Here is a 26,880-nt window from a genome sequence, read left to right on the forward strand (position 1 = left end):
GGATTATTAAAAAAATGATAAATATAAAGTTTGAAATCAATTTATTTAGCAATTGATAATGACTTCGATTACATTATAGAGAAAAAGAATAATTTGGCAATGAGGTGTTTCTAAATTAAAGTAGCTTTTGGAAATTAAGTGGTTAGTCATCCGATGCTTAGATGAGCTTACGCAAAGAATTAAAAATTAGAAGCTTTTGTAGGTACTTTAATAAATTAACCATTTATTATCAAATTTGAAATCATATGTTCACATTTAGGCTTTATTATATAGATATAAGATATTATTACAGATCCCTAAGTTTTATCAGTTGAATTTACAGAGTTCGGCTGATTTTTTTTTGCGTTTGAACTCTTTAATTATATAAATATAACAATAAAACTTCTTACATTGTTAAGAATAAATAAATATAAAAATATAAGAAGTTAAAAAGTTAAGAAGTTAAGAATTTATTGGAATAATGCGGGTTGAGAGGACTTAGTCCAATAAAAATTAATAATTTTATATAAATGAGAAAGAAAACTATTGAATATAAGATTGATTTGTAATAATATTACAATGCTGCGCTTAAATAAGGTAATGTGCTTGGATGAATAAAACTAGTTATAAGTGCACTCTTTGGTGTGGGAGAAGCCACTCTAATTATGAAGCTTTCAAAAAAGTAGTTTATCTCAAATCTAAGGCAGTTAATTATGAATTGAACATGTAGGGGAGGGCTGAGAGATTGATTGAATTGAAAAACATATCTAAGTCTTTTAAAGTCTTTAGAAGGAGTCCAGGATTTACAAAGGCTTTTAAATCACTTTTTAAAAGAGAGTATGATTTGGTTAGAGCACTGGAGGATGTATCTTTTAAAATTGATGAAGGAGAGATGGTAGCTTATATTGGACCTAATGGTGCAGGAAAAAGTACTACTATTAAGATAATGAGCGGCATATTAAATCCCGATAGTGGTAGTTGTGTCATAAATGGGAAGGTGCCTTGGAAAAATAGAATCGATTATGTAAAGGACATCGGAGTTGTTTTTGGACAGAGGTCTCAACTTTGGTGGGATGTACCTGTTGAGGATTCCTTCGAATTGCTTAAGGACATATATAAAATTCCCTATAACCAGTATAAAAGTAATAAAGCTATGCTTACTGATTTGTTAAAGCTTGAGGATATAATAAAAACTCCTACTAGGCAGCTGAGCCTAGGTCAAAGAATGCGCTGTGAGATAGCAGCATCACTTCTTCATAGTCCAAAGATATTATTTCTAGATGAACCAACCATAGGTTTGGATGCAGTTTCTAAAATAGCAGTAAGAGATTTTATAAAGACAATAAATAAGGAAAAGAAGACTACTGTTATACTTACCACCCATGATACCCAGGATATTGAGGCTCTATGCAAAAGGATGATACTTATAGGAAAAGGAAAAGTGCTTTTGGATGGCAATTTTGAAGAGTTAAAGCATGAGTTCAGTGAAGGCGGAGAACTGAACATAGATGAAGTTGTAGTAAAGATGTATAAGGAGTACAACGTATGAGACCCTATATATCTTTCTTAAAAATAAGATTTATCAATGGTCTTCAATACAGATCTGCAGCTTACGCAGGTATAGTAACTCAGTTTGCTTGGGGCTTTATGTATATAATGCTGTATCAAGCTTTTTATAAAAGCGGTTCTTCAAAAGTGCCTATGGATTTTAAGGAGCTTTCTAGTTATATATGGCTTCAACAAGGCTTTTTAGCACTATTTATGACTTGGTTTCTAGAAAACGATATCTTTGATTTGATAAGTAGTGGCAATGTGGCTTATGAACTAATAAGACCTCTTGACTTGTATAATATATGGTTTACTAGAAATTGCGCTACTAGATTGGCTAAGGCAGTGCTTAGATGCTTCCCGATTCTTATTATTGCATTATTTTTACCAGAGCCCTATAGATTCCATGGTCCATATTCAATGGAGAGTGCAATATTCTTCTTTATATCGATGACATTGGCTTTCATATTAGTGGTTGCTTATTGTATGCTTATATATATTTTTACCATGTATACTATATCTCCGATGGGTATACGAATGGTTTTAGTAATGCTGGCTGATTTTCTCGCAGGTGGTCTTGTTCCGTTGCCTTTATTACCAGATTATTTTACAAAATATATTAATTTATTGCCTTTTGCATTTATGCAAAATACTCCCTTTAGAATATATAGTGGTAATCTTCCTGCAACAGATTGTTTAAAAAGTATATTGCTCCAGCTAGTTTGGTTAGGGTTATTAGTTATTCTAGGTAAAGTAATAATCTCAAGAGCCCTAAAGCATGTAGTAGTACAAGGAGGTTAAAAGATGAAGTTATATTTTAAATACTTCTTTATGCACTTAAAATCTGCAATGCAGTACAAGACTTCTTTTTTCTTAACAGCCTTAGGACAAGGGATGACTACATTATTATCATTCTTGAGCATGTATTTTTTATTTGACAGGTTTGGAAATATAAACGGATATAGTTTCAATGAAGTACTTATATGCTTTAGTACCATATTTATGTCTTTTTCACTGGCAGAATGTTTTGCTAGAGGTTTTGATTCATTTTCTTCCATTATTTCAAATGGTGAGTTTGATAGAGTAATGGTAAGACCTAGAAATGAAATACTTCAAGTTCTAGGTTCAAGAATAGAATTTACTAGAGTAGGAAGGCTTATACAGGCAATACTTGTATTTACCTATGCGATTTTTAATGGAGGAATTCAATGGAATCTACCAAAGGTGATAACCATAATTTTTATGGTGCTAGGGGGGATTGGTGTATTCTCAGGATTATTTATGATATATGCAGCCATATGCTTTTTCACCTTGGAAGGTCTAGAGGTTATAAATATATTCACTGATGGAGGAAGAGAACTTGCTCAGTATCCTCTAAACATATATAAAGAGTGGGTAGTTAAGTTCTTTACCTTCATAGTACCACTGGCTTTTATCAACTATTATCCGTTTTTATACCTAATAGGTAGAACAAAGGGACATAGCATTCTTTATATGTTTTCTCCGCTAGTATCCTTATTGTTTTTGATACCTAGCAATATTCTATGGAGATATGGCGTGAGGCACTACAAATCTACTGGGTCTTAAAATTAATTAAGAAGCATTCTTTGCTGTATTTATATGTAAAAGTCATGAATATGAGGATAGAAATATCTTCATATTCGTGACTTTTTCACTGTCTAAAAATCCATCATAAAAGCTAAGGTTCCTAAAAGTATAATAAAAAAGAAAGCTTATTAGCCTACCAGATTTTATTCATATTTATTCGGAAAGGAAGATAAATTTGTTAAGAATTGATAGGAGTAATTTACCACAAATATTTAACAGATATGAGGATAAAATAAAAATACCATTTAGAACTTAAATAGGTACTATATTATTCCAAGTAAGTATTATAGGCACATATAAATTGGGTTTACTCAGAGATAGGAGTGATAAAATGGACCTTCAGAAAACTATAGATGACCTAAGAGAGATGTTAGGTATTCCACAAGAGTTCGTGGTAAAGAGAATACTGATTGGCAAGAAAAATACTATTGAAGCTGCAGTATGTTACGTAAATGGACTAATTGATAAAAATATTATAGATAGAGATGTTCTTACACATCTAATGATAGATGTTAATGAGGATATATCGAAAATAGACAATGTTTCTGAATATGTATGTAAAAAATATATTACTATTAGTAATACTTCTATTGAAACTGATATCAATAGTATAGCTAGCGGATTGAAGAGAGGTAAAACAGTATTGCTCCTTCAAAATGCTGAAAACTTTATAGTTCTAGATGCCTCTTCAGAAAATTTTAGAGCTATTGAAGAACCTGCAAATGAGACCTCTTTAAATGGGCCAAGAGATGGATTTATAGAAAATGTTCAGACTAATATAAGTTTATTAAAAAGAAGAATAAAAGATGTAAATTTGAAGACTGAAAAGTTTACTTTAGGCACAAGAACTCAGACAGACTTATTTATTATGTATATAGATGACATTGTAGATAAAAAGTATCTTGAGGAATTAAGAAAAAAAATAGTGAAAATAGATGTTGACTTAATCCAGGCAAATGGAGTGATAGAACAATTTATTGAAGCTAATAAATTTAGCGTATTTCCACAGACCTTTGGGTCAGAAAGGCCAGATGTAATACAGGCTCATATAATGGAGGGAAGAATAGCTTTTTTATTGGATAATACCCCATATGTAACTACTTATCCAACTACATTTACTGAATTTTTGCAGACTCCTGAAGATTATTATGGTCGTACAGTTATATCAACCTTTGTAAGGATTTTAAGATTTTTTGCAGTTTTTATAGTTATAACTTTTCCATCAATATACATTACTTTTCTAAAATTTAATTCTGAGATGATACCGTTAAAATTTATTAAAACCTTAGTTGTAAACAGAAAGGATTTAGCGCTTACTCCCTTTATGTCTTTATTGATGATGCAGCTAACCATAGAGCTGTTGAGAGAAGGCGGGCTAAGGTTACCTACAAAAATAGGGCAGACCTTGAGCGTAGTTGGAGGAATAATTATAGGAGATGCAGCTATTAAGGCCAAATTCGTAAGTTCTGCTACTTTACTTGTAGCAGGTACAACAACTATTGCATCTTTTGCCATATCAAACTACAAGATGGCAGTAGCTATAAGATTGATAACTTACCCCATGACGGTTCTTGCCAATTGGTTAGGGGTGCTGGGGATAACCGTAGGATGGTTTGTATTACTTTCTTATTTGTGCTCAATAGAAAACTTAGGAGTGCCTTACCTTAATTTCAATAGAAATGACTTGAAGGACACTTTGATAAGAGCGCCACACTTAAAACTTAATACAAGACCAGAAGCAATACCAAATGATAATCCTGTAAGACAAGAATATACAGGAAGTGAGAAGAGTGAGTGACGGAAAGATATCATTAACAATAAGTGAACTTTCTCAAATATTAATAGCTTCTTTAGTAGGTGTAGGAATTCTTTATATACCTAATAGCATAATAAAATATGCAGAACAAGATTCGTGGATTGGTTGTATATTTGGAGCTATATATCCTTTTTATATGTTATTTATAGCTAGTTATATTGCTAAGATGCATCCAGATGAAAATATACTTGTTTTATCTAGAAGATATTTCGGTAATGTATTTGGGAGTATTTTGAATATATTGTATACTTTTTTTTTCATATTCCTTTTAACCTCTGAAATTGATGGATTTAAAAACGTCTCAATTGTATACTTGACTAACTTTATAAGTGGTTATAAGGCTGTGGCAGTTATTGTATTGAGCGCTGCTTATGCAACATATAAGGGCTTGAAGCCCTTGGCAAGAGTTAGTGAAATAATATTTTTTACAACAAGTATACTTGTATTGCTTCTTGCGGGATCTCTAGTAAAGGGGAGTATTTATAATATACAGCCAGTATTTAGAACATCTATAGTGAAGCTAGCAAAGGCTTCTAAAGAAACCGCATTCTTTTATTCAGGTGTAGAAGCTGTTTTTTTATATCACCCATTTTTGAAAGAAAAAAGTAAGCTGCTAAAATATTGCTCAATGTGTGTAGGGTACATAGCATTTACTTATATAATGGTAGTATTTTTAACTATATACTATCTAGGAATAGATATATCACCTAAGTATTTGTGGCCTGTAATTACATTGACAGATGTCATAAATATACCAATAATAAATAGCTTTAGATATATCTTTTTGGCTTTATGGAGCTTCATAATCTTGAAATGTATAGCAATATATTATTATTCAAGTTGCTTTTGTATAAATCAAATAGTGAACAAAATTTCTATTCATAAGATTACTATACTTATATATCCAATTATAGTATATGTAGCAGTCAAGTATGGAAATGAGACTACAAGAAGAGAAGTTTCAGGAATTATTATGCCGATTTGTGCCTATTTTAATATTTTTTTTGTAACTATCATGGCTATAGGTATAAAGAGAAAAAGCGAGAATTAATTGAGATTTTTCAAAATGATTGAGTTTTATCAATTGAAAAATATCCATTAATGATTCTATAAGTGAAGAGCATGTAGGAAGTGAGAAAAATGAGTAAGATAAAAATAAGTATGTCAACAAGTGAATTTTCTCAGATTATAATATCTTCTATACTAGGTGTTGGAATCTTATACATACCTAATGGCTTAATAAAGTATGCTAATCAAGATGCTTGGATAGCTTGCATAATCGGCGCTGCATATCCTTTTTATATGCTTATTATAGCCAAGTATATGTGCAGTAAGCATCCGGAAGAGAACATATTGATGTTGTCGAGAAGATACTTCGGAACAATCATAGGAAACCTACTTAATATAGGATATGTTTCATATTTTATATTTGTATTTGCTTCAGAAGTAAATGGTTTTAAAAATGCTTTTTATACCTATGTAACCTACTTTATAGATGATTTTAAGATAATTTTAGTTACTTTATTAGCCACAGGGTATCTGGTATATAAAGGATTAAAGCCTTTAGTTAGAGTAAATGAAATAATATTTTATACAACTATAATACTTATAGCTCTTCCATCAGGAGCTTTAATTAATGGAAGTATATACAATATAAGACCAACCTTTGATACTAGCATAATAGACCTTTTAAAAGCATCAAAAGAAACTACATTTTTTTATGCTGGAATAGAAACAATTTTTTTGTTTTATCCATTTTTAAATAAAAAGGATAAATTATTTAAATATGGAGCTATCAGTGTAATATTTATAGTAATAGTTTATGTATGGACAGTTTTTTTGACCATATTTTATCTTGGAATAGATATAGCACCTAAATATTTATGGCCAGTGGTAACTCTAACAGATGCAATAAATATCCCCATCATAAATAGTTTTAGATATATATTTTTATCTTTATGGAGTCTTATTATATTTAAATGCATTGCTGTATTTTACTATTCGGTATGCTTTGGTATCAACCAAATTACTAATAAGATATCCATAAGAAGGCTTACGATCCTGATATATCCCTTAATTGCTTATATGGCACTGGAATTTGGAAATTCAACTGAACGAAAAGAATTGACAGGAAGCTTAATGCCAATATATGTTCTATTTAACCTCTTTTTTGTAACAGTTATTGCCATAATAATAAGAAGAGAAAGGGTAAGAGAAGATGAGAAAGAGTAAAGTTGTATTTATTATAATTGCTGCATTCATATTGGTTATTTCTTTTATAGGATCTGAAGGAGAGTTAGTAGAAAATTTAGAGCTGTTGGCAGGGGTAGGAGCTGATGTTGAAAAGAAAGGTGGAGAGATAACCTATGTGGTGCCATTACTTACATACTCTGCAGGAAAAGGAGAAGAACTTGTTCCTAGTATACTTACTGGAAAGGCAAATACTATTGGTGAAACAAGGGAAGATAGGCAGCTTGAATCTGATAAAAAGCTTAGCTTAGGTGTTGGAAGAGTATATGTAATGAGTGAAGAAGCAGCCAGAACTGGAATAAGACAATTTATAGATATGAACATGAACAATGCCTTCTATAACGATAGGACTGTTTGTGTAGTTTGCAAAGGAAAAGCTAAGGATATGCTGTCATATAAGATTCCAGATGTTTCTAGCTCTGTAGAGTTCATAGAGGGAATGATAAAGAATCTTAAGGAGTTTAATTTTTTCTCCATGCAATACACTACAAATGATATTATAGTAAGGTTAGATGCTGAGGGTAGAGAAGTCTTGTTACCTTATATAGAGATTGTTGATGATAAGATAAAAACAACAGGTATTGCTATCTTTGAAGATGATAAGATGGTAGCTAAAGCCAATATAAGAGAAGCAAAAGTGATAAACATGCTAAAAGAAAACAAGGTAAAAGGCATAATCACCTTACAACAGGATTCAAAACAATATATAAATGTATTTTGTAAGACTAAACGAAAGATTAAGTGCACTAAAGAAGATGGAAGATATAAGTTTACTATCGACTTGAAGGTTAGTGGAGAGATAATTTCCAATGAGTTGTATAGAAACGTAAATACAAAAAAGAAGTATATGAAGAACTTAGAAGAAGATTTAAAAGATAAAATAGAGATTCAGTGTAATTCTTTGATAAACGATATTCATAGGAAATATGGAGTGGATGTGCTAGATCTAGGAAGAGTTGCAGCGGCTACCCACGGAAGAAATACAGGTATAGATTGGAATAAGGTTGTTAGCGATTCTGATATAAAGATTAATGTTAAGGTTAAAATTAAATCCCTAGGAAGAGGAGATTATTAATTCATGCATAAAGTAAGAACTTCAATAAAAAAGAAGGAAACATAGAATATGAATAAATTGAGTAATCATCAACTATTTACACTAATGTTTATATTTGAGATAGGCAGCACTACGATTTTTGCTTTAGGTATAGGAGCAAAGCAAGATGCCTGGATTGTAATATTACTTGCGCTTGTTATAGGACTAATATTTATGTGGATATACACAGAATTACAAAAAAGCTTTCCAGACAAAAATTATATAGGAATAGCTAAGCTTATATTAGGCAATAAGATTGGCACAATAGTAGTCTTTATGTATATGTTCAACCTTCTGTGGCATTGTGCTAGAAATACCAGAGAATTTAGCGAATTGTTGCTGATGACTTTGTTCCCAACTACTCCTATGTATATAATCTTAATGCTTTTTATAGGTGTAAGTATACACATTCTTATTAAGGGAATTGAAGTATTGGCAAGATTAAGTGAAGTGATTTTTTATGCAATAATAATTTCTATGATTGTAATATACTTTTTAATTTATATTTCTGGAAAACTTGATTTTTCAAATTTACTTCCTATACTAGGTGAGGGGGGTAAACCTGTACTGAAGGAACTTCCAACAATAATTGTATTTCCCTTTGGAGAAGTATTTGTTTTTAGTATGTATTGGAATATGGTATATGAAAAAGAACAGTTAAGGAAGACTGGAGTTAAGGTGATTTTTTATTCAGGTGTATTGCTATGTATGTCTGTAATTATTGATATATGTGCATTGGGAGCTGAATATACAGAGATAGCTACAATTCCTTTGGTGGAAACTATAAAACTCATAAATATTGAAGGTGTCATAAGCAATATAGATGCCATAGGAGTTATTATGATGTTTTTAGGAGGATTTTTTAAAATGACAATATATCTAAATGCTATAAATACCATATTTACAGGTATATTTAGAATTAAAAATGTTAATTTGTCACTACTGTGTATGGGCATATTTTTATTATTTTTTTCTATATTATTTGAACCAAATTACGCCTATCACAAGTGGATGGTAAATTATGATTCACCTTATTATGCAATAATATATACTAATATAATTCCACTTATATTATTGCTTATACTTTTCATAAAAAAGAAGAGAATTGAATTTTAATATATTTAAAACGGGGGAAGTTCATGGAAGTTATAAGCTTTATTCAAAGTTCTTTTAAGGGATGGGACTGGTATATAACCTTTTTTACATTAACCTCTTGGATTTTACTTATATTCTTACTTTTTTTCTTACTTATTCAGTTTTTTCTACTATTATTTAAAGTTAAATATAAAAATAAAGAATTTGAAGATTACGTGAGTAAAAATAAAAATGATTAATAGAAATATATAAACTATATGGATATTAAAAGAAATGAGAGGAACAATATGTATAAATATATATAGAGGTAATAAATATGCTTAGATATTTATACAAACTATTTAGACTTAATCATAAAGACTCAAATAATGACGATAGTTTAAAAAATAGTAACTTATGCGAAAATCAGCAGACTAATGAGATTAAACTATCTAATAATTTAAAAGAAAATATGGATAATTTGAAAAATATATTCGGGCAAAATACTGACGTAGTCTTTAGAGAGTTTTCTTTTGGAAACAACAAACAGATAAAGGCTGCCATTATATACGTTGAAGGATTGGCTGAAAAAGCTATTATAAATGACGTAATAATGAAATCCTTTATGTATGACAGCAGTATGACTGATATGAAGAATATAAAGGCTGGAGATATAGATTTCATAAAGGAAAATATGATGTCTGTAGCAAACTTGAGAGCCATGACAGACCAAAGTCAGATTATAGATGCGTGTCTTTCTGGAGAAACTATTTTTCTTATAGATGGAGCGGACAGAGCTTTAGTTATTCATTCTGAAGGTTTTGAGACTAGAGGCGTAGAAGAGGCAAAGACTGAAGCTGTTGTAAGAGGACCAAGGGAAGGTTTTACAGAGAATATACAAACGAACATGGCACTTATAAGACGTAGAATAAAAAGTCCAAATCTGGTTTTTGAATCCATGAGAATAGGTAAACAGACAAGGACTAGTATATGCATAGTATATCTAAAAAACATTGCTAATCCTAAAATAGTAGAAGAAGTTAAAAAAAGACTTAAAAATATAAATATAGACTCGGTTTTAGAATCAGGATATATAGAACAGCTTATAGAAGATGAGCCAAATTCAATATTCCCTACAGTAGGAAACTCTGAAAAGTCTGATTCTGCATCATCAAAGATATTAGAGGGAAGAGTATGCATAATAGTTGACGGAACCCCTTTCGTACTCACTGTTCCAATGTTATTTGTAGAGGGCTTTCAAAGTGCTGAGGATTACTACTCTAGACCATATCTAGCAAACATGATAAGAATACTAAGATACTTTTGTTTTTATATAAGCATTTTTGCGCCTGTATCATATGTAGTTTTATCTACTTTTCACCAGGAATTAATTCCAACCACATTATTGTTTACTATGGCAGCTGGAAGAGAAGGTGTACCATTTCCAGCCGCTGTAGAAGCTGGACTAATGATTACAACCTTTGAAATCTTAAGAGAAGCAGGAGTTAGACTCCCAAGACCGGTAGGTCAAGCGGTAAGCATAGTTGGAGCTTTAGTAATAGGGGAAGCAGCGGTTTCAGCTGGTTTGGTTGGAGGATTATTAGTAATTGTAATAGCCTTGACTGCTGTTTCTAGCTTTGTAGTTCCTACTTTTACTGATGTTATATCTATTTTAAGGATAGTATTTTTAGTTTTAGGATCAGTTCTTGGTATTTTTGGTATTGGAATAGGTGTTATCTTGGTACTTGCTCATGCAGTTTCCTTAAATTCCTTTGGGGTACCATATGTTACGCCACTGGCTCCTTTGGTAAAGGAAGATATTAAAGATAGTATTATAAGAGCACCTTTATATAAGATGAATAAGAGACCGAAACTGATAGGATTCTTAAATGTTTTTAGGCAGAGTGAAGATGCTAAGCCAGACTATGATAAGGAAAAGAATGATTAATAAAGTTTGATTTGTCTTTAGGAATGTCTCATAGTGAGGATAGATAATAGTATGAAAAAGAGGAAAAAGTTAATTAGCTTGACAACATATGTACTTTTATCACTAAGTTTAACTGGATGTTGGAGTTCGGTAGAGTTGAATAAGCTTGGAATAGTTGTTGGTGTTGCACTTGATAGAAAAGAGAAGAATGACGATATTGCTGTTACTACTCAAATAGGCGTACCGACTCTAGAAAAATCAAATACAGGTATAGGGGCTAGTAAGCAGTATGTGAATATAAAAGAAAAAGGTAAAACAGTATCTCAGGCTTTAAAAAACATAAGTAGAGAGTATAATAGACTTTTGTTTTTCGCTCATAATCAAGTGGTGATCTTTAATAAAGAGCTTGCATATCAAGGAATAAGCTCGGAAATAGATTTTTTCTTGAGAAACAGGGAAACTAGACCATTGACCTGGATAATGGTAAGCAACGGTGAGGTAGCAGATATTTTTGATATGAACCCAAGTAGCAGAGATGACCCAGGAATTAGCATAGGTAAATTAATAAAAAATGAAGAAAACGTATCCCAACTTCCAATAGTTAATTTCAAAGACTTTACCATGAAGCTTATGAGTAAAACTACTTCTCCAGTAGTTCCTATAATAGATTTAAAACCCATTGAAAATAATCAAAAGATACCTTATATCGCTAAGACAGCAGTATTCAAAAAGGATAAAATGGTAGGAGAACTCAATGAAAGCGAATCAATGGGATTCTTATGGGCAACAAACAAGGTTAAGTATGGAACTATATTAGTAAATTCTCCTGCAGGAAATGAAAAAGTTGGTATAAGAATTACCAGAGCAAAGGGGAAAATAAGGCCTGAGGTAAAGGATGGAATAATATATATGAATATAAGTATTAAGGCTGAAGGAGATATATTAGAGCAGACCACATCTGAAGATTTAGCAAATCCAAAAAGTTTTAAAACAATAGAGGAAATTGAAAATACTTATATAGAAAATCAAGTTATGGAAGCCTGGGATAAAGCCAAGGAATTAAATGCTGATATATTTGGATTTGGTGATACCTTATATAAGTTTAAACCTAAACAATGGAAAAGGGTGGAGGATAAATGGAAAGAGGAGTTTCCTAAAGTTACGGTTAAGGTTGAAGTTGATACAAAAGTGAGAAGAATGGGAAAGATAACTAAACCTGCTACCTTCCAAGGAAAGTAGAGAATAGAGAAGCGAGGATAAAATGGCGTTATTAATTATATTCTTTGTAATTATCATGTATATTGAAATACCTCCGCTGATAAAAAATAACTATGTAAAAGAGCTTGCTGTTTCTAGTGTGTTAATATTTCTAGCTTTTATTGTGTCTGTTCTTTTCATTTTAGATATACATATTTTTAATCCAGTTGAGTTTATTATATATGTAATAAAAGACTTACTACACTTAAATTATAAATAGATATTTTTCAATTTTATAAACGGAGAAGTGCTTCTTATGAACATAGAGAAAGGTAATATATCAAGCCGACAACTAATGTTTCTAATAATAGGTTTGATTGAAGGGTCTACACTAATTGCAGCTTTTATCTTAGGAGTTACCAAAGAAGATACATGGATTGTACTGGTAGTGAGTTTTATAATAGAAGGCTTATTGCTAGCTACTTATATGAAATTAATTCAGTTGATTCCTGGAAAAAGTATTATAGAGATAAATACCATAACCTATGGGAAATACTTGGGGAAAGTAATATCCATAATATACATATTTCATTTTTGGTTTGTACTAGTTTCTAACTTTAGGTTTATAGCTGATTTCTATTCCACCTTTCTTATGCAGGAGACACATATTGAGGTGTTCATATTCTGCATAGGAATAGCCACTATCTATGTTGTTAAGAAAGGAATAGAGACCTTAGCAAGAATAGTACCACCTATTGCAATAGGTACTGTAATATTAGGCATTTTATTATCTATTTTATTATTTAAAGAATATGACTTCACCAATATATTGCCAATAGCTCAAATTAACTTATCTCAATTTATTCAAGGAGTAAATGTTTTAGTTGCAATACCTTTTGGTGAAATATTTGTATTTTTTATGATGTTTTCTAGCGTAGTAGACAAGGAGAATATAAAAAAAGAAGCTTTTAAAGGTCTTATCATTGGAGGAGCACTTTTCTTGTTAATAATATTAAGAGATATATTTGCGTTAGGAGTACCAGAAGCTTTGGATGTGCAGCCTTCTTATCAAGTTGCAAAGTTGATAAATATAAGAGATATAATAACGAGGATGGAGACTTTAATAGCAGTGGTGCTTTTATTCAATGTGTTTGTAAAAATAGCTATATTTTGCTATTCCGCAGTTCTAGGAACAGCGGAGCTATTAAGACTTAGGACCTATAAAGGTATCGTTTCACCTATTGTTATTATAGGTATGATATTTTCTGTTACTATGTTTGACGCATCTATAAATCAAGCTTATTTCGGAGCTAATATATATCCTGTATACGCATGGATACCAGAAGTAATATTCCCATTAGGATCACTTGTCATAGCTAAGAGTAAAAAGTTAAAATTGCAAAAAATTAATTAATACAATTTACAAATAAAGCTAATAGAGTTATAATCATTTTGTAAGAAAAATAAAATTAAATAAACCAGTTATTTGCTGGGGGTGCCGCAAGGCTGAGAGGGATATAACTTATCCTAACTCCATGAACCTGATATGGTTAGAACCATCGTAGGGAAGCAAGGGCTTTATTCAGTATTTGTAAGCTTGCTTTTGGCAAGTTTTTTTATTTGAATAAATATGCTTAAAAAGCAGTCTTTGCATTCTTGCATTGACTGCTTTTTGCTTTTTAGTTAGTTATTGGGTTCTAAAACTAATTTTATATTTAGGAGGGCTTTATGAATTACACAACGCAAATGGATGCCGCAAAAAAAGGAATTATAACTAAGGAGATGGAGGTAGTTGCTGAAAAGGAGCATATTGATGTAAATGCCTTAAGACAACTAATCGCAGAAGGAAAGGTTGTTATTCCTGCAAATAAGAATCACAAATCTTTAAGTGCTGAAGGTGTAGGTCAGGGGCTTCGTACAAAAATAAACGTAAATTTAGGGATATCTAAGGACTGTTGCAATCTTGATGGTGAGCTTGAAAAGGTTAGAACAGCTATTGAGATGAAAGCAGAGGCAATAATGGATTTATCCAATTATGGTAAGACAGAGCACCTAAGAAAAAAAATTGTGGATATGTCTACAGCAATGCTAGGAACAGTTCCTATGTATGATGCAATAGGTTTTTATGACAAGGATCTTAAGGATATAACTGTGGATGAATTTTTTAGGGTGGTGGAAAAGCATGGAGAAGATGGAGTGGATTTTGTCACTATTCATGCTGGTCTTAACAAGGAAACTGCAAGGATAGTAAAAAATAATCCTAGACTTACAAACATAGTTTCAAGAGGAGGCTCTTTACTTTTTGCTTGGATGGAGCTTAACCATGCTGAAAATCCTTTCTATGAGCATTACGACAGACTTTTAGATATATGCGAAAAATATGATATCACAATTTCTTTAGGAGATGCTTGTAGACCAGGTTCTATAAATGATGCTACTGATCCAGCTCAGATTAAAGAACTAATAACCTTAGGTGAGCTTACAAAAAGAGCTTGGGAGAGAAATGTACAAGTAATGATAGAAGGGCCAGGCCACATGCCTCTTAATGAAATAAAGGCAAATATGCTTTTAGAGAAGAAGTTGTGCCACGGAGCACCTTTCTATGTACTTGGGCCTTTAGTTACAGATGTTGCTCCAGGTTATGACCATATAACTTCAGCTATAGGTGGTGCCATAGCTGCTGCCAGCGGAGCAGACTTCCTTTGCTACGTTACTCCAGCAGAACACTTAAGACTTCCAACTCTAGAGGATATGAAGGAAGGTATAATAGCTGCAAGAATAGCAGCCCATGCTGGTGATATAGCAAAAGGAATAAAGGGTGCAACTGATTGGGACAATGCCATGAGTAAAGCAAGAGCAGACCTTGATTGGGAGAAGATGTTTAAGTTATCTATAGATGAAGAAAAAGCTAGAAGATATAGAAAAGAATCTTCACCAGAAAATGAAGATAGCTGTACTATGTGTGGAAAGATGTGCTCAATGAGAACTATGAAGAAGATACTTAACAATGAGGATTTAAACATCTAATATGCTTTAGTTACATTTGCCCTTAAATTACAATATCGAAATTAAGAGGTCAGTCATCCGATGCTTAAATGAGCTTGCGCAAAGAATTTGAAAAAATCATTTAATTCTAGTAGCTCTATCATATAGCATATCCTCTATGATCACTTAATTTAAACAATATTATTAAGCATAATCAATTTTAAACATACTTGGTGATAACATCATATAAATAAAAACTTGGGAGGTGCAATTAATGCTTTTAAATGGTGAAAACAAAGAATTTAAAGAAAACATTACTGTGTCAGAGCTACTGGAAGAACTAAAGATAAACTCAGACAAGGTAGTAGTGGAAGTTGACAGAGAAATAATAGATAAAAATCAATATTCCATAAGAAAACTAAGCTCTGCTTCAGAAGTAGAATTAATAAGGTTTGTAGGAGGCGGCTAAAATGCAGGTATATGTCAATGAAGTTTTAAGAGAAGTTAATGACAAAGCTACAGCCTTTTCTATAAGAGAAGCTTTTAAAAGTGATGCAGATATCTTGATATACAACTCCTTTCCTTTGAAGCAAGATATTGAGGTTAAGGAGTTTGATAAGATAGTGTTGATAAAAAGAGGAGAGATGCCATCAAAGGAAGAACTAGAGGCTTTAATGGTAGCAAGACATACTCCTTTCGTTCATGATAAGTTAAAAAAAGCCAAAGTTGGTATAGCTGGTCTTGGAGGGCTTGGTTCAAATGCAGCAGTGGCTTTGGCAAGGATGGGAATAGGTAAATTGCTTTTAATAGACTTCGATATAGTTGAACCAAGCAATTTGAATAGACAGTATTACTTTGTAAAGCACATAGGTATGAAAAAGACTGAAGCTATGAAGGATACAATTAGTGAATGCAATCCTTTTGTAGAGGTTGAAGTAAGGGATATGAAGCTAGATGAAACCAATATAGTAGAGACCTTTAAGGATGTAGATATAATAATAGAAGCTTTTGATGATCCTACTGCTAAGGCAACTTTAGTAAGGACAGCCTTAACTAGTATGAAGTACAAAAAGATAATAGCAGCTTCCGGGGTTTCTGGTTTTTATAGCAGTAATTCGGTGGTAACAAGGAGACTTAAGGATAATTTATATATGGTAGGTGACTTAGAAACAGAAGCTGGGATAGGCTGTGGACTTATGGCGTCTAGAGTAGCAGTAGCAGCAAATCATGAAGCTAACGCAGCAGTAAGATTGATCTTAGGGGAGGATATATAAATGGATGATAAACTTGTAATTGGTGGAATAAGCTTAAATAGCAGATTATTTGTAGGTACTGGTAAGTATAGCTCAAATAAAATAGTTCCAGATATAATAAAGGCTAGTGGAACTGAAGTAGTAACTGCAGCTTTAAGAAGGGTTAACTTTAGTGATCCTGAGGAAAACATATTAAGCTACACAAAGGGCTGTGTTATTATGCCAAATACTTCAGGTGCACGAAATGCAGAAGAAGCTATAAGGCTAGCAAGAATAGCAAGGGCCGCTGGCTGTGGAGATTGGGTTAAGATTGAAGTAATATCTGATAACAAATATCTTTTACCTGATAATTATGAGACTTTGAAGGCTACAGAGGTTTTGGCAAAGGATGGTTTTATTGTATTACCTTACATGAATCCAGACCTTATGGATGCTAGAAGAATGGTAGATGTAGGTGCGGCAGCAATAATGCCTTTAGGTTCACCTATAGGAAGCAACAGAGGTATTAGGACAAAAGAGATGATAAGGATATTGATTGAAGAAATAAAGGTTCCAATAGTTGTAGATGCAGGTATAGGTAAGCCATCAGATGCTGCGGAAGCAATGGAAATGGGAGCAGAAGCTGTACTAATTAATACTGCGCTAGCAACAGCAGGAGATCCTGTACTTATGGCAGAGGCTTTCAAGCTTGCTGTAGAAGGTGGTAGAAAAGGATACTTAGCAAAGCTAGGTAGTGAAAAAGTATATGCAGAAGCCTCATCACCGCTGACTGGTTTCTTGAGATAATTTTAAATATAATTTTAGGAAGTGTAGGATATGAGCTTTTATGATGTAGCAAAAGAATTACAGGATTACGATGTTGAAGAGCTTTTTAAAAATATAACAGAGGACAAGATAAGATATATCCTTGAGAAGGATCATATAAGTAAAGAAGAATTCTTAGCACTACTTTCTCCAGTTGCAGAAAAGTTTTTAGAAGAAATGGCTCAAAAAGCCCATAGATTGACCTTAAGTAACTTCGGAAAAGCAGTGGTTTTGTATACTCCAATATATATATCTAATTACTGCGTTAATAGATGCGCTTACTGTGGATATAATTTAGACAATAGTATAAACAGACAAAAGCTTACTATGGAAGAGATTGAAAAAGAATGTAAAAGCATCTATGAAAGTGGACTTAGACATATTATTCTACTTACAGGAGAGTCAAGATTTCATAGTCCTGTGAGTTATATAAAAGATGCAGTTAAGATAATGAAAAAGTATTTTAACTCCATAGCCATAGAGATATATCCTTTAGAGGAAGAGGAGTATAAAGAACTTGTAGAAGCCGGTGTTGATGCGCTGACTATATATCAAGAAACTTACAATATGGAAGTTTATGATAAGATACACCTTAGTGGACCTAAGAAAGACTACAGGTTTAGACTGGAGACTCCTGAAAGAGCCTGCAAAGCTGGTATAAGAGGAATTGGTGTAGGAGCTTTATATGGACTTACAGATTGGAGAAGAGAAGCTTATCTTTCTGGGTTACATGCCAAGTATATAGAGGATAATTATCCTCATATGGAGATGAATATATCTATTCCAAGGATAAGACCTCATGCAGGAAGCTTTACGGATTTACATGAAATAAGTGATAAGAACCTAGTTCAGATAATGCTTGCAACTAAGCTCTTCATACCTAGAGCAGGAATAAATATGACCACAAGGGAAAGTGCAGAGTTTAGAGACAACCTTATACCTTTAGGAGTCACTAAAATGTCAGCAGGAGTGTCTACAGAAATAGGTGGGCATACTAAAGAAGATAAAGGTGATGGTCAGTTTGAGATCTCTGATAAAAGGAGCGTAGCTGAGATAAAAGCTATGCTTTCTGATAAAGGTTATTGCGCTGTCATGAAGGATTGGCAGTAGAGGATAATTAATTCCATCTATTTTTATAACCACTTGATTTGAATAAACTTATTATAAATAGGTATCCTTTACTAAAACTGAATTTATACATGTTTGATAGTCTCGACTTATGGTGATTATCGGGCATATATAAATTAATAGTTGAAGTTGGTTACCTATAGGGAACCTTTATGAAAACTTAATTTATACTTGTTATAAAATCGCGGCTTCTGGCGATTTTGTGGCATATATAAATTAATAGTTGAAGTTGGTTCCATATATAAAAGGCTGATAGTTGAAGGTGTAGAGCTATGAAAAAAGGTATATATGTTGTGACTAATAGAAAGCTGATTAAGGAAGTGGCTCTTGAAGATATCTGTAAGAAAAGTGCAGAAGGTGGAGCAGCGGCCATTATACTTAGGGAAAAGGATCTAAAAACAGAAGACTTGTTAGAACTCGCCTATAGGGTGAAGAACGAGCTTAAGGGAAGAGTACCTTTAATAATTAATGGAAATTATGAGGTAGCAAAGAGAGCTAATTCGGATGGATTACATTTAGGATATAATGCCTTTATGGATTTTGAAGTTGAATTTTCAGGTTGCTTAGGGGTTTCCATCCACTCTTTGCAAGAAGCTATAGATGCTGAAAAGAAAGGTGCTGACTATCTAATAGCTGGCCATATTTTTGAAACCTCCTGTAAAGAAGGGCTCGCTGGACGAGGGTTAGGATTTTTGAGTGAAATCTGTAATACTGTAAGAATACCTGTTATAGCCATCGGCGGAATAAGTGAAGAAAACATAAATTCAGTAATGAAATGTGGAGCCTACGGTGTTGCAGTTATGTCTTCTGTTATGAACAGTAAAGATCCAAAAAGTTATGTAGAAGCTTTAAGTAATAGAATCAAAATATAATGAATAACAAAGATTTGCTATGGATACACAACTTCATATTACGATCTATATTTTCAGATTCTCTTATCAGAAACCAGAGGAGTTTTGAAAATTGTTTTCGGATTGAAATGGTACATCTTTGTTATAAAATACTAAAAAATGAAGCAGTCTTTAAGTGTGACTGCTTCATTTTTTGCTGTTTTGGAATTAGGTGGGCACCTATGCCAGGTACTAATTGATAAAAGATAAAGCTTATTCGCCTGACAGCTTTTCCTCATGTACATTAGGAAAGGCAGATACTCAAAAAAGTTCGCTTCAGCGACTTTTTTAATATACATAAAATAATTATCTTATAAGATTAGAAATTATAGTAGTCAATATGCCTAAAATAAGGCCGATATCAATGGCTATGTTCTCGTTTGCCTTTTTTCTTTTTATAGTGGAAAGGATCTTACCTATCAAAATTAAAGTAAATGATGTTGATAGGAATATTTTTGTAGAAATCGAGCTAAAGCCGTTTTCTGTAATAGATGCTATAAGCATTGGAATAACAAGTATTAATATCCCTAGTAGATATAGTTTTGAGGTCAAATTCTTAGTGTTTATATGAATCATTCCTTTTTATTTAGAATTTATAGATATAGATGTACCACTTCATATTAAAATTTGTATTTCTAAGTTTTTCTCAGAATCCAAAGAATTTAAAGATATAATTTGTATTGAATTGGAGCATCTTTAGTAATCTGTTGAGCCTGGCAGCTATCTACATCATCTCTCTAGAAAGCTTCAAGAATGCCTTTAGAGCAGGGGAAAGCCACTTGTCCTTATGATAAAGCACTTGAGATACTATACCAAAATCAGGACCAGACCAGTTTAGAGCGATTAACCTTCCATTATTTAATTCCTCTTCAACGGCTACCTTTGGTAAGAGGGTAACGCCAAGACCGCTCATAGTGAATTGCTTTATTGCTTGAACACTACCGGTTTCTAATACAACATTTGCTTTGAGATTTAAGCTGTTTAACATATTCTCAAACACAGCTCTATAGCTACAGCCAAGTTCTGTTAATATAAGAGGTTCCTTGGCTATATCTTCTGGAAGTACCTCAGACTTATCTATTAGGTGATGGCCAGGTGCTGTTAATAGAAGCATAGGCTCATCGAAGGATATTTCTGTTATGAAGTCTTCGGATTCTATTCTGGTTCCAAGAGAAAAGGCTACATCTATAAAGTTGTCACGGAGAAAGTGTCTGAAATCTGTGCAATTGCCAAATTTCATAGAGACTTCTACATTTGGGTAAAGCCTTCTATATTCTTTTAATATTTCAGGCAGTCTTAATACACATAGAGACTCGGCAGCACCTATGGTAAGAACTCCACTGGGAACTTCTTCGCTGGTTAAAACATTCTTAATCTCAGAAGAAAGCTTTAGCATTTGCTTTGCATAGGGAAGCAGCTTTTTTCCTTGATGAGTTAGGGTAATGCTTTTACCTATTCTCTCAAAAAGTTTTACCCCTAATTCGTTTTCTAAAAGCTTTATTTGTGTAGTTATGGTAGATTGGGCGTAGCCAAGAGAGTCAGCGGCTTGAGTAAAGCTTTGTAGTTTGCATATAGTAACAAAGGAATTTAATTGTTTCAAATCCATAATATCATCTCCATAGTATTATCAAAAAAATTGAACATATCAATCGAAACTTTCAATTTTACTAATATCTACATACATGATACCATGTATTTACAGAGAAATACAGAATCAAACCTAATAAACTATATTTTTATTTTGAATACAATATACTGAGTGAATTTAATAGGAGTGAAGAAATATGAGTGAAAAATTAAGAGTAGGTCTTATAGGTGGAACAGGAATGGTAGGTCAGAGACTAGCTATTCTTTTAGAAGATCATCCTTGGTTCGAGGTTAAGGTTATAGCTGCTAGTAGAAGATCAGCTGGAGTAACCTATGAAGAAGCTGTTAAGGATAGATGGAAGATGGCAAAGGCTATTCCAGAAGCTTTGAAAACTATTGTAGTAAAAGATGGTGCTGAGGTAGAGGAAATCTCTAAAGAGGTAGATTTTGTTTTTTGCGCCGTATCTCTTAGTAAGGAAAAAACAAAGGAGCTTGAGGAAGCTTATGCAAAGCATGAAGTGCCAGTAGTCTCTTGTAACTCAGCTAATAGAATGGTTAAGGATGTTCCTATGGTTATACCAGAAATAAATGGAGATCATATCGAGATAATAAAAAGTCAAAGAGAAAGACTTGGAACTAAAAAAGGCTTCATTGCTGTAAAACCTAATTGTTCCATTCAAAGCTATGTGCCTGCCATCAGTGCACTAAGAGAATATAATCCAAAGTCAATTTTAGCATGTACCTATCAAGCTATATCTGGAGCTGGTAAGAACTTTGAAGACTGGCCAGAAATGCTTGACAATGTTATCCCATATATAGGTGGAGAAGAAGAAAAGAGCGAAAATGAACCATTAAAGATATGGGGACAGATAAAGGATGGAAAGATAGAAGATACGAGCTCACCAGTTATAACAACTCAATGTATAAGAGTTCCAGTTACTGATGGACATCTAGCTGCAGTATTTGTAAGTTTTGAAAATAAGCCTTCAAAGGAAGAGATAATTAAGTTATGGGAAAACTTTAATATACCTGAAGCAGTTAAGAATCTCCCAAGTGCTCCAAAGAAGTTCCTTCATTACTTTGAGGAAGCAGATAGACCTCAGACTAAGCTAGACAGAAATTTTGAAAATGGTATGGGAATATCTATGGGAAGGCTTAGAGAGGATAAGGTTTATGATTATAAATTTGTATGTCTTTCTCATAATACCTTAAGAGGAGCAGCAGGTGGGGCAGTTCTTATTGCAGAACTATTAAAGGCTCAAGGATATCTATAATAGGTAATTTTATTCTAATAAAACAGTATTTTTAACAAATTAATTATATCACTAGACTTATGCACTAAATTGAGAATTATTTAAAGCATTCTATATTTATTAAAAAGCTATTTTTCACAATTTATAGAGTTCCTATAGGTATCCAACTTCAACTATTAATTTATGCGTGCCTGATAATCCCCAGAAGCCGGGATTATCAAACATTTATAAATTAAGTTTTCGTAAAGGATACCTAAAACTCAACTATTGATTTATACGTGACTGATGATCACCTGAAGTGGGGATTTTATAACAAGTATAAATTAAGTTTTGATATAGGAACTCTTTAGTTGGAGAGTAGCTTTTTTACTGTCTAGGAAAGTATAAAGTCTTTAATTAGACAAACATAGCAATATCAAGGCTTTATAGTATCTATTTAGTGTAAACAGTACTAAATAAATCAGGAGGTTTCAAGATTAAGTTTCTTTATTCTCAATTGAGCTACAATAATAGTAGCCATAGGTATTATAACTTGAAAAGGAAAAGCATAATATTTATATACTTCTGTAGCCCAACGATACATTTCCATAGAGCTATCGTATATTATGTAGGAAAAGTAGCTCATGAGAAGGCCTGTTTGTATTAAAAGTGATTTGTAGCTGTTAAGATTAAATATTTTACTTAATCCATTGCTGGCAGCTATTAGACAGAAGTTAGTCTTTATAAAAATAGAACTTACAAAAACTATTGCAACGGAAACTTCCAAACGCTGAAGCAACTCTCCAACATGAATTCTACTTATAGCCACATAAGCAGGGAAATATAGTATGCCTACGGAACTAGGACCTAGTATCAGTAAATTTCTAACTGAAGTAAATAGTATGATTGAGCCTGCAATCAATACTCCTTTTAGTAATGCTTTGAAGGCGGAAGAACGTTCCTTTAAACAAGAAAATGTGCCAGTTAAGACTACGATTTCAGCAAAGGGAAAGGAGAAGGTTGAAAAGGCGCCTCTAAATATATCCTTTGGGTTTTCTCCTATGGGCTTTAGATAGTGAAAGGACATCTGAGGTATTGAAATAAGTGCTATTAGGGCTATAACTGTTAAGCACATTATGAATAGCATCCTTGAACTTCTAGCTAATACCTCCACTCCTCTTGTAGAGCTCCAAATTACTATCAAAGTCATAAACATAGTTGTAACTATCATAGGGGTTTCTGGTAGTGCTAAGGTATTCATAAATTCTGCGAAATTACGAATTACTAGAGCACCAAGATGAAAGAAGTACCATGTATATAATATGCAGAAAAATCTTCCTAGATATTTTCCGTACAATATTAAAAATATATCGAATAGATCCTTTTTAGGAAATAAATATAGAAGCTTACTGTATATATAAACCATAGGAAGAGTCATGATTAGTCCTAGTATGATTGCTAACCAGCTATTATTTTTAGCTTCTCCAGCAGTACCTAATATTAAGGTGCTGCCAAATATAAATAAAATAACAATAGTTACTGCATAACTATCGTAAACTACTTCTTTTTCCATGGTACACCACCTTTGATAATTTATAGTTTTAAAATAAATTTGATTAAGTGTTCTAAAGGTTTTGCTGGACTTGGGAGGTTAATATTAAAGGTTATTAATACTGCTATAATAAAGGATATAAAACATAGAGCTGAGCTAACATAAAAATCCTTCTTTAATCCTTGTTTTAATAAGCTTATCTGATCAAAAAACACTATAGTAATGTAAAATAAAATAACTAAAATTATCATTCTAATCACCTATTATTATTGGTTTAGAGGTAGTAGCGCTATTTTTTATATTTATTTTGGAAGTTACGGACACCTGCGCCTTTGGAAACAGCGAATTCCAGTTAGATGCAATGTCTTTCCATGCAGTAGGTTTTTCCTCGTGTATTTTTAAACCAAAACCTAGAATATCCGAACCATATTCGTCTTGTATCTTCCTTACAGAATTATATATTGATTGTTCAAGCATAATAGAAGTGTCCTTTTCTAAAGAGCGTTTCTCCTGTTCAGTGTGAAAGTTTATTCTTGGTTGATCCTCAGCTAGAGCTACCCAAGTCTCCGTAGAAATATTAATTTTAATACTATCGTTTTCTATAACAGGTTTTACTACTGTTTTATTTTTAAATATTTCCAAGGCAATTGGGTTTTCATTATTTAGGTAGAAGGTTAAAATGCCCCCCTTAATCTTGTTTAGAGCAAATAGCAGGTACTTAGTAGTAGTTCCATCTATCATTCCAACTAGATGATCTTTCTTAAATAAAGCAAGCCCCTCTATGCCTGGAGTTAGGGTTTCATTTTTTTTGTTTAGTATCACTCTTGGGGCAGAAGCACTTTTACCTTCTTGCATTAGGCTGTCAATAAAGTCCCAAAGATCAAGAATAGGAGCTCTTGAAGCTATTTTTTTCGTTTTTAAGCTGGTTGGCAAGATCTAAGGAAATTATTTTTGAATCTCTTGATGGAGATGTAAGTATCTCCTTAGCGGTTTTTTCACCTGATACTAGCAAATACATATCAGTTCTGATTTCAGCATCCCTAACAAACCAATCTATAATATCGCTAACTCCATCTCGAGCTATTGATTCGCTAATAATTATGCATTTTGCATGGCTCCAATATAGTTTTTTATTATTGACAGTAATCATATTTCTAGCGATATCAAACATGGATTTGCCTGTTAGTGTAATGTATTCTGCTTTATTTGCCATAGTTTTTTCAGCTTTTATTTTGATTATTTCTACCGTTAACTCATATTCATCACCAGAGTTTACCTTATCTATAGCCACTCCTGATACCACGGACATGCTTTCAATCTCTCTATAGTTCCAACAGCTGGTTAGATTAAGGGTAATAGAAAGTATTAATAAAATAGAAATAAATTTAAATATCTTCATTTTTTAGCCCTGCTTCTATTTATAATTTTACCTTTTACAGAGATTTTAAATTCTTTTAAATTAAGCTGCCACCAAGGCCCTCTTATGGCTGAGTCTATTATGGTTTCAGAGCTTATACTTCCAACGGTATTCATATACCCTACGCCAAAGGATCTTAAACTCATAAGGTATACTATAAGCACTATTACTCCAAATAAATAGCCATATACTCCAAGGAAGGCGGATAATATAAGGAATATGAACCTCACTACTATTGATGCACCTATTATTTTCATGTTTATAAGTCCTACTATACCTGTTAAGCCAACTACTATAACCATAGGAGCACTAACTAATCTTGCATCTACTGCGGCTTGACCTAGAACTAAGGCACCTACTATGCTTATAGCTTCACCTATATCAGAAGGAAGCCTAGTACCTGCTTCTCTTAGTACCTCGAAGACCAAAATCATAATTATTGATTCTAATACTGTTGGTAAAGGTACGCTTTCTCTAGAGGCATATATACTTAGTAGAAGGTTAGTTGGTATCATCTCTTGATTATAAGTTACTAAAGATAGATAAAGAGCAGGAATAGATATTGAAAGTATAAAGCTAGCAATTCTTAAAATTCTATTGAAGGACATGAAGATAAAGTTATTATAATAATCTTCAGCTACCTGAAAGTACTCTATAAATAAAAATGGAACTGTAAGTGCAAAAGGGCTTCCATCAATCATTATTCCAACTCTTCCTTCTAATAGCTTCCCAACTAAAACATCTGGACGTTCTGTACTGCCAACAGTTTCAAAAGGAGAAAGCGGAGCATCATTAATAAATTCTTGTATGTATTCTGTGCTTATTATGCTATTAATAGAAATAGAGTCTAATCTATTTATGACCTCCTGTAGAATTTTATCTTGAACTATGCCATCTATATAGCACAAACATATGGTGGTATTAGTGTCTGCACCAATCTGTTTGAAATGGAATTTCAAATTAGGATTTTTAGCTCTTCGCCTTATAAGCGTAAGATTTATCATGAGACACTATGTAAAACCTTCCTTTGGACCTCGAATAGATTTTTCTGAGCCTGGTTCAGAAATTGCTCTAGTTTTAAAATCTCTTGAATTTACTATTAATAATGATGAGGAACCATCAATTAAGACTAAAGTATCACCAGCGGTAATGCAATTTAAAATCTCATTGATATCATTAGAACTTTTTATATCACCAGAGGGCATTACTTGGCTTAATAGTTTTTGAAATAATGCGTCTCCTTGAATCTCGATTGTAAGATCGGCATTCAAGATAGGCTTTATAATGTTTTCACTCATATAGTCGTTGCTGACCATTCCATCGATATAAATTATGGAACATTTTAATGAAGGCATCTTAGGATTTTCGATATTACGTATCCTTAAGGTATCATCCTTTGAAAAAATTTCTTTAAGTAGCTTAGTATTTTCCTGTAAAGATGATGTTAGTTGTCTACTATATAGCGATTTTTTTTCATTGCTATTATTGGAAGTATTATCAGTATTCAATAGCATCATCACTCCTATAATCAATTCTTATA

The 26,880-nt window shown here is 32.6% G+C and carries 23 protein-coding genes, 1 pseudogene and 1 riboswitch; of the genes and pseudogenes, 18 read left to right on the plus strand and 6 right to left on the minus strand.

What is annotated here, in order from left to right:
• Positions 1–724 precede the first annotated feature (724 nt).
• The 17 genes from C1I91_RS06785 to C1I91_RS06870 all read left to right on the plus strand — a co-directional run bounded on the left by C1I91_RS06785 (position 725) and on the right by C1I91_RS06870 (position 19,534).
• On the plus strand, positions 725–1,528 hold the full coding sequence (locus tag C1I91_RS06785; protein WP_128212184.1) for an ABC transporter ATP-binding protein: 804 nt from the start codon (positions 725–727) through the stop codon (positions 1,526–1,528).
• On the plus strand, positions 1,525–2,328 hold the full coding sequence (locus C1I91_RS06790) for an ABC transporter permease (protein WP_128212185.1): 804 nt from the start codon (positions 1,525–1,527) through the stop codon (positions 2,326–2,328). Before C1I91_RS06785 ends, C1I91_RS06790 begins: the two co-directional genes overlap by 4 nt.
• A gap of 3 nt (positions 2,329–2,331) precedes the next feature.
• Positions 2,332–3,114 carry an ABC transporter permease gene (locus tag C1I91_RS06795; RefSeq protein ID WP_128212186.1) on the plus strand — a complete coding sequence of 261 codons (783 nt, stop codon included), beginning with the start codon at positions 2,332–2,334 and terminating at the stop codon, positions 3,112–3,114.
• Positions 3,115–3,466: 352 nt separating this feature from the next.
• On the plus strand, positions 3,467–4,933 hold the full coding sequence (locus C1I91_RS06800) for a spore germination protein (RefSeq protein WP_128212187.1): 1,467 nt from the start codon (positions 3,467–3,469) through the stop codon (positions 4,931–4,933).
• The gene (locus C1I91_RS06805) at positions 4,926–6,002 is read left to right on the plus strand and encodes a GerAB/ArcD/ProY family transporter (RefSeq protein WP_164880474.1); all 1,077 of its coding nucleotides are present in this window, start codon (positions 4,926–4,928) and stop codon (positions 6,000–6,002) included. The genes C1I91_RS06800 and C1I91_RS06805 overlap by 8 nt, the downstream gene beginning before the upstream one ends.
• An 89-nt stretch (positions 6,003–6,091) precedes the next feature.
• Entirely contained in the window at positions 6,092–7,183 is a 1,092-nt protein-coding gene (locus C1I91_RS06810; RefSeq protein ID WP_128212189.1) for a GerAB/ArcD/ProY family transporter, read from the plus strand.
• Entirely contained in the window at positions 7,170–8,276 is a 1,107-nt protein-coding gene (locus C1I91_RS06815) for a Ger(x)C family spore germination protein (protein ID WP_128212190.1), read from the plus strand. The genes C1I91_RS06810 and C1I91_RS06815 overlap by 14 nt, the downstream gene beginning before the upstream one ends.
• 48 nt (positions 8,277–8,324) lie before the next feature.
• Positions 8,325–9,410: a GerAB/ArcD/ProY family transporter gene (locus C1I91_RS06820; RefSeq protein WP_128212191.1), complete on the plus strand. Its 1,086-nt coding sequence runs from the start codon at positions 8,325–8,327 to the stop codon at positions 9,408–9,410.
• Between the two features lie 295 nt (positions 9,411–9,705).
• Positions 9,706–11,316: a spore germination protein gene (locus C1I91_RS06825; RefSeq protein WP_128212192.1), complete on the plus strand. Its 1,611-nt coding sequence runs from the start codon at positions 9,706–9,708 to the stop codon at positions 11,314–11,316.
• Positions 11,317–11,367: 51 nt separating this feature from the next.
• Positions 11,368–12,534 (plus strand): Ger(x)C family spore germination protein, encoded by a 1,167-nt coding sequence (locus tag C1I91_RS06830; protein WP_128212193.1) that lies wholly within the window; start codon positions 11,368–11,370, stop codon positions 12,532–12,534.
• Between the two features lie 274 nt (positions 12,535–12,808).
• A complete protein-coding gene (locus C1I91_RS06840) occupies positions 12,809–13,906 on the plus strand; it encodes a GerAB/ArcD/ProY family transporter (RefSeq protein WP_128212195.1) in 1,098 nt (365 codons plus the stop codon).
• A 67-nt stretch (positions 13,907–13,973) separates the two neighbouring features.
• A riboswitch (TPP riboswitch) is annotated at positions 13,974–14,077 on the plus strand.
• A gap of 143 nt (positions 14,078–14,220) precedes the next feature.
• Positions 14,221–15,519 (plus strand): phosphomethylpyrimidine synthase ThiC, encoded by a 1,299-nt coding sequence (thiC, locus tag C1I91_RS06845; protein WP_128212196.1) that lies wholly within the window; start codon positions 14,221–14,223, stop codon positions 15,517–15,519.
• 232 nt (positions 15,520–15,751) lie between these two features.
• Entirely contained in the window at positions 15,752–15,946 is a 195-nt protein-coding gene (gene thiS, locus C1I91_RS06850; RefSeq protein WP_128212197.1) for a sulfur carrier protein ThiS, read from the plus strand.
• Position 15,947: 1 nt separating this feature from the next.
• The gene (thiF, locus tag C1I91_RS06855; RefSeq protein ID WP_128212198.1) at positions 15,948–16,751 is read left to right on the plus strand and encodes a sulfur carrier protein ThiS adenylyltransferase ThiF; all 804 of its coding nucleotides are present in this window, start codon (positions 15,948–15,950) and stop codon (positions 16,749–16,751) included.
• Positions 16,752–17,516, plus strand: coding sequence for a thiazole synthase (locus C1I91_RS06860; protein ID WP_128212199.1), 765 nt, complete (start codon positions 16,752–16,754; stop codon positions 17,514–17,516).
• A gap of 30 nt (positions 17,517–17,546) precedes the next feature.
• Complete coding sequence (gene thiH, locus C1I91_RS06865) at positions 17,547–18,644, plus strand: 2-iminoacetate synthase ThiH (RefSeq protein WP_128212200.1); 1,098 nt, start codon at positions 17,547–17,549, stop codon at positions 18,642–18,644.
• Positions 18,645–18,934: 290 nt separating this feature from the next.
• Positions 18,935–19,534, plus strand: coding sequence for a thiamine phosphate synthase (locus tag C1I91_RS06870; protein WP_128212201.1), 600 nt, complete (start codon positions 18,935–18,937; stop codon positions 19,532–19,534).
• 324 nt (positions 19,535–19,858) lie between these two features.
• Here the strand turns inward: C1I91_RS06870 and C1I91_RS06875 are convergent, their stop codons facing one another.
• On the minus strand, positions 19,859–20,128 hold the full coding sequence (locus C1I91_RS06875) for a hypothetical protein (protein WP_128212202.1): 270 nt from the start codon (positions 20,126–20,128) through the stop codon (positions 19,859–19,861).
• Between the two features lie 148 nt (positions 20,129–20,276).
• Positions 20,277–21,158: a LysR family transcriptional regulator gene (locus tag C1I91_RS06880; protein ID WP_128212203.1), complete on the minus strand. Its 882-nt coding sequence runs from the start codon at positions 21,156–21,158 to the stop codon at positions 20,277–20,279.
• Between the two features lie 178 nt (positions 21,159–21,336).
• On the opposite strand from C1I91_RS06880, the gene asd reads away from it, so the two are divergent.
• Positions 21,337–22,413 carry an aspartate-semialdehyde dehydrogenase gene (asd, locus tag C1I91_RS06885; RefSeq protein WP_128212204.1) on the plus strand — a complete coding sequence of 359 codons (1,077 nt, stop codon included), beginning with the start codon at positions 21,337–21,339 and terminating at the stop codon, positions 22,411–22,413.
• A gap of 439 nt (positions 22,414–22,852) precedes the next feature.
• Here asd and C1I91_RS06890 read toward each other — a convergent pair whose 3' ends face one another.
• From C1I91_RS06890 to C1I91_RS06910, 4 genes and pseudogenes are all read right to left on the minus strand, one after another.
• The gene (locus C1I91_RS06890) at positions 22,853–23,944 is read right to left on the minus strand and encodes a GerAB/ArcD/ProY family transporter (RefSeq protein WP_128212205.1); all 1,092 of its coding nucleotides are present in this window, start codon (positions 23,942–23,944) and stop codon (positions 22,853–22,855) included.
• 231 nt (positions 23,945–24,175) lie between these two features.
• On the minus strand, positions 24,176–24,778 hold the full coding sequence (locus tag C1I91_RS06900; RefSeq protein WP_128212207.1) for a Ger(x)C family spore germination C-terminal domain-containing protein: 603 nt from the start codon (positions 24,776–24,778) through the stop codon (positions 24,176–24,178).
• A gap of 25 nt (positions 24,779–24,803) precedes the next feature.
• Positions 24,804–25,322: a Ger(x)C family spore germination protein gene (locus C1I91_RS06905; protein ID WP_128212208.1), complete on the minus strand. Its 519-nt coding sequence runs from the start codon at positions 25,320–25,322 to the stop codon at positions 24,804–24,806.
• A pseudogene (locus tag C1I91_RS06910) lies at positions 25,319–26,857 on the minus strand (spore germination protein). The gene C1I91_RS06905 and the pseudogene C1I91_RS06910 overlap by 4 nt, the downstream one beginning before the upstream one ends.
• Positions 26,858–26,880: the final 23 nt, after the last annotated feature.

The organism is Clostridium manihotivorum, from assembly GCF_004015185.1.
Taxonomy (GTDB): domain Bacteria; phylum Bacillota; class Clostridia; order Clostridiales; family Clostridiaceae; genus Clostridium_AR; species Clostridium_AR manihotivorum.

Bases quoted from the DNA above. Each gene is read 5' to 3' on its own strand.
- C1I91_RS06790 (WP_128212185.1), top strand. From the start codon at position 1,525: ATGAGACCCTATATATCTTTCTTAAAAATAAGATTTATCAATGGTCTT.
- C1I91_RS06795 (WP_128212186.1), top strand. From the start codon at position 2,332: ATGAAGTTATATTTTAAATACTTCTTTATGCACTTAAAATCTGCAATG.
- C1I91_RS06800 (WP_128212187.1), top strand. From the start codon at position 3,467: ATGGACCTTCAGAAAACTATAGATGACCTAAGAGAGATGTTAGGTATT.
- C1I91_RS06810 (WP_128212189.1), top strand. From the start codon at position 6,092: ATGAGTAAGATAAAAATAAGTATGTCAACAAGTGAATTTTCTCAGATT.
- C1I91_RS06815 (WP_128212190.1), top strand. From the start codon at position 7,170: ATGAGAAAGAGTAAAGTTGTATTTATTATAATTGCTGCATTCATATTG.
- C1I91_RS06820 (WP_128212191.1), top strand. From the start codon at position 8,325: ATGAATAAATTGAGTAATCATCAACTATTTACACTAATGTTTATATTT.
- C1I91_RS06825 (WP_128212192.1), top strand. From the start codon at position 9,706: ATGCTTAGATATTTATACAAACTATTTAGACTTAATCATAAAGACTCA.
- C1I91_RS06830 (WP_128212193.1), top strand. From the start codon at position 11,368: ATGAAAAAGAGGAAAAAGTTAATTAGCTTGACAACATATGTACTTTTA.
- C1I91_RS06840 (WP_128212195.1), top strand. From the start codon at position 12,809: ATGAACATAGAGAAAGGTAATATATCAAGCCGACAACTAATGTTTCTA.
- thiC (WP_128212196.1), top strand. From the start codon at position 14,221: ATGAATTACACAACGCAAATGGATGCCGCAAAAAAAGGAATTATAACT.
- thiS (WP_128212197.1), top strand. From the start codon at position 15,752: ATGCTTTTAAATGGTGAAAACAAAGAATTTAAAGAAAACATTACTGTG.
- thiF (WP_128212198.1), top strand. From the start codon at position 15,948: ATGCAGGTATATGTCAATGAAGTTTTAAGAGAAGTTAATGACAAAGCT.
- C1I91_RS06860 (WP_128212199.1), top strand. From the start codon at position 16,752: ATGGATGATAAACTTGTAATTGGTGGAATAAGCTTAAATAGCAGATTA.
- thiH (WP_128212200.1), top strand. From the start codon at position 17,547: ATGAGCTTTTATGATGTAGCAAAAGAATTACAGGATTACGATGTTGAA.
- C1I91_RS06870 (WP_128212201.1), top strand. From the start codon at position 18,935: ATGAAAAAAGGTATATATGTTGTGACTAATAGAAAGCTGATTAAGGAA.
- C1I91_RS06875 (WP_128212202.1), bottom strand. From the start codon at position 20,128: ATGATTCATATAAACACTAAGAATTTGACCTCAAAACTATATCTACTA.
- C1I91_RS06880 (WP_128212203.1), bottom strand. From the start codon at position 21,158: ATGGATTTGAAACAATTAAATTCCTTTGTTACTATATGCAAACTACAA.
- asd (WP_128212204.1), top strand. From the start codon at position 21,337: ATGAGTGAAAAATTAAGAGTAGGTCTTATAGGTGGAACAGGAATGGTA.
- C1I91_RS06890 (WP_128212205.1), bottom strand. From the start codon at position 23,944: ATGGAAAAAGAAGTAGTTTACGATAGTTATGCAGTAACTATTGTTATT.
- C1I91_RS06900 (WP_128212207.1), bottom strand. From the start codon at position 24,778: ATGCAAGAAGGTAAAAGTGCTTCTGCCCCAAGAGTGATACTAAACAAA.
- C1I91_RS06905 (WP_128212208.1), bottom strand. From the start codon at position 25,322: ATGAAGATATTTAAATTTATTTCTATTTTATTAATACTTTCTATTACC.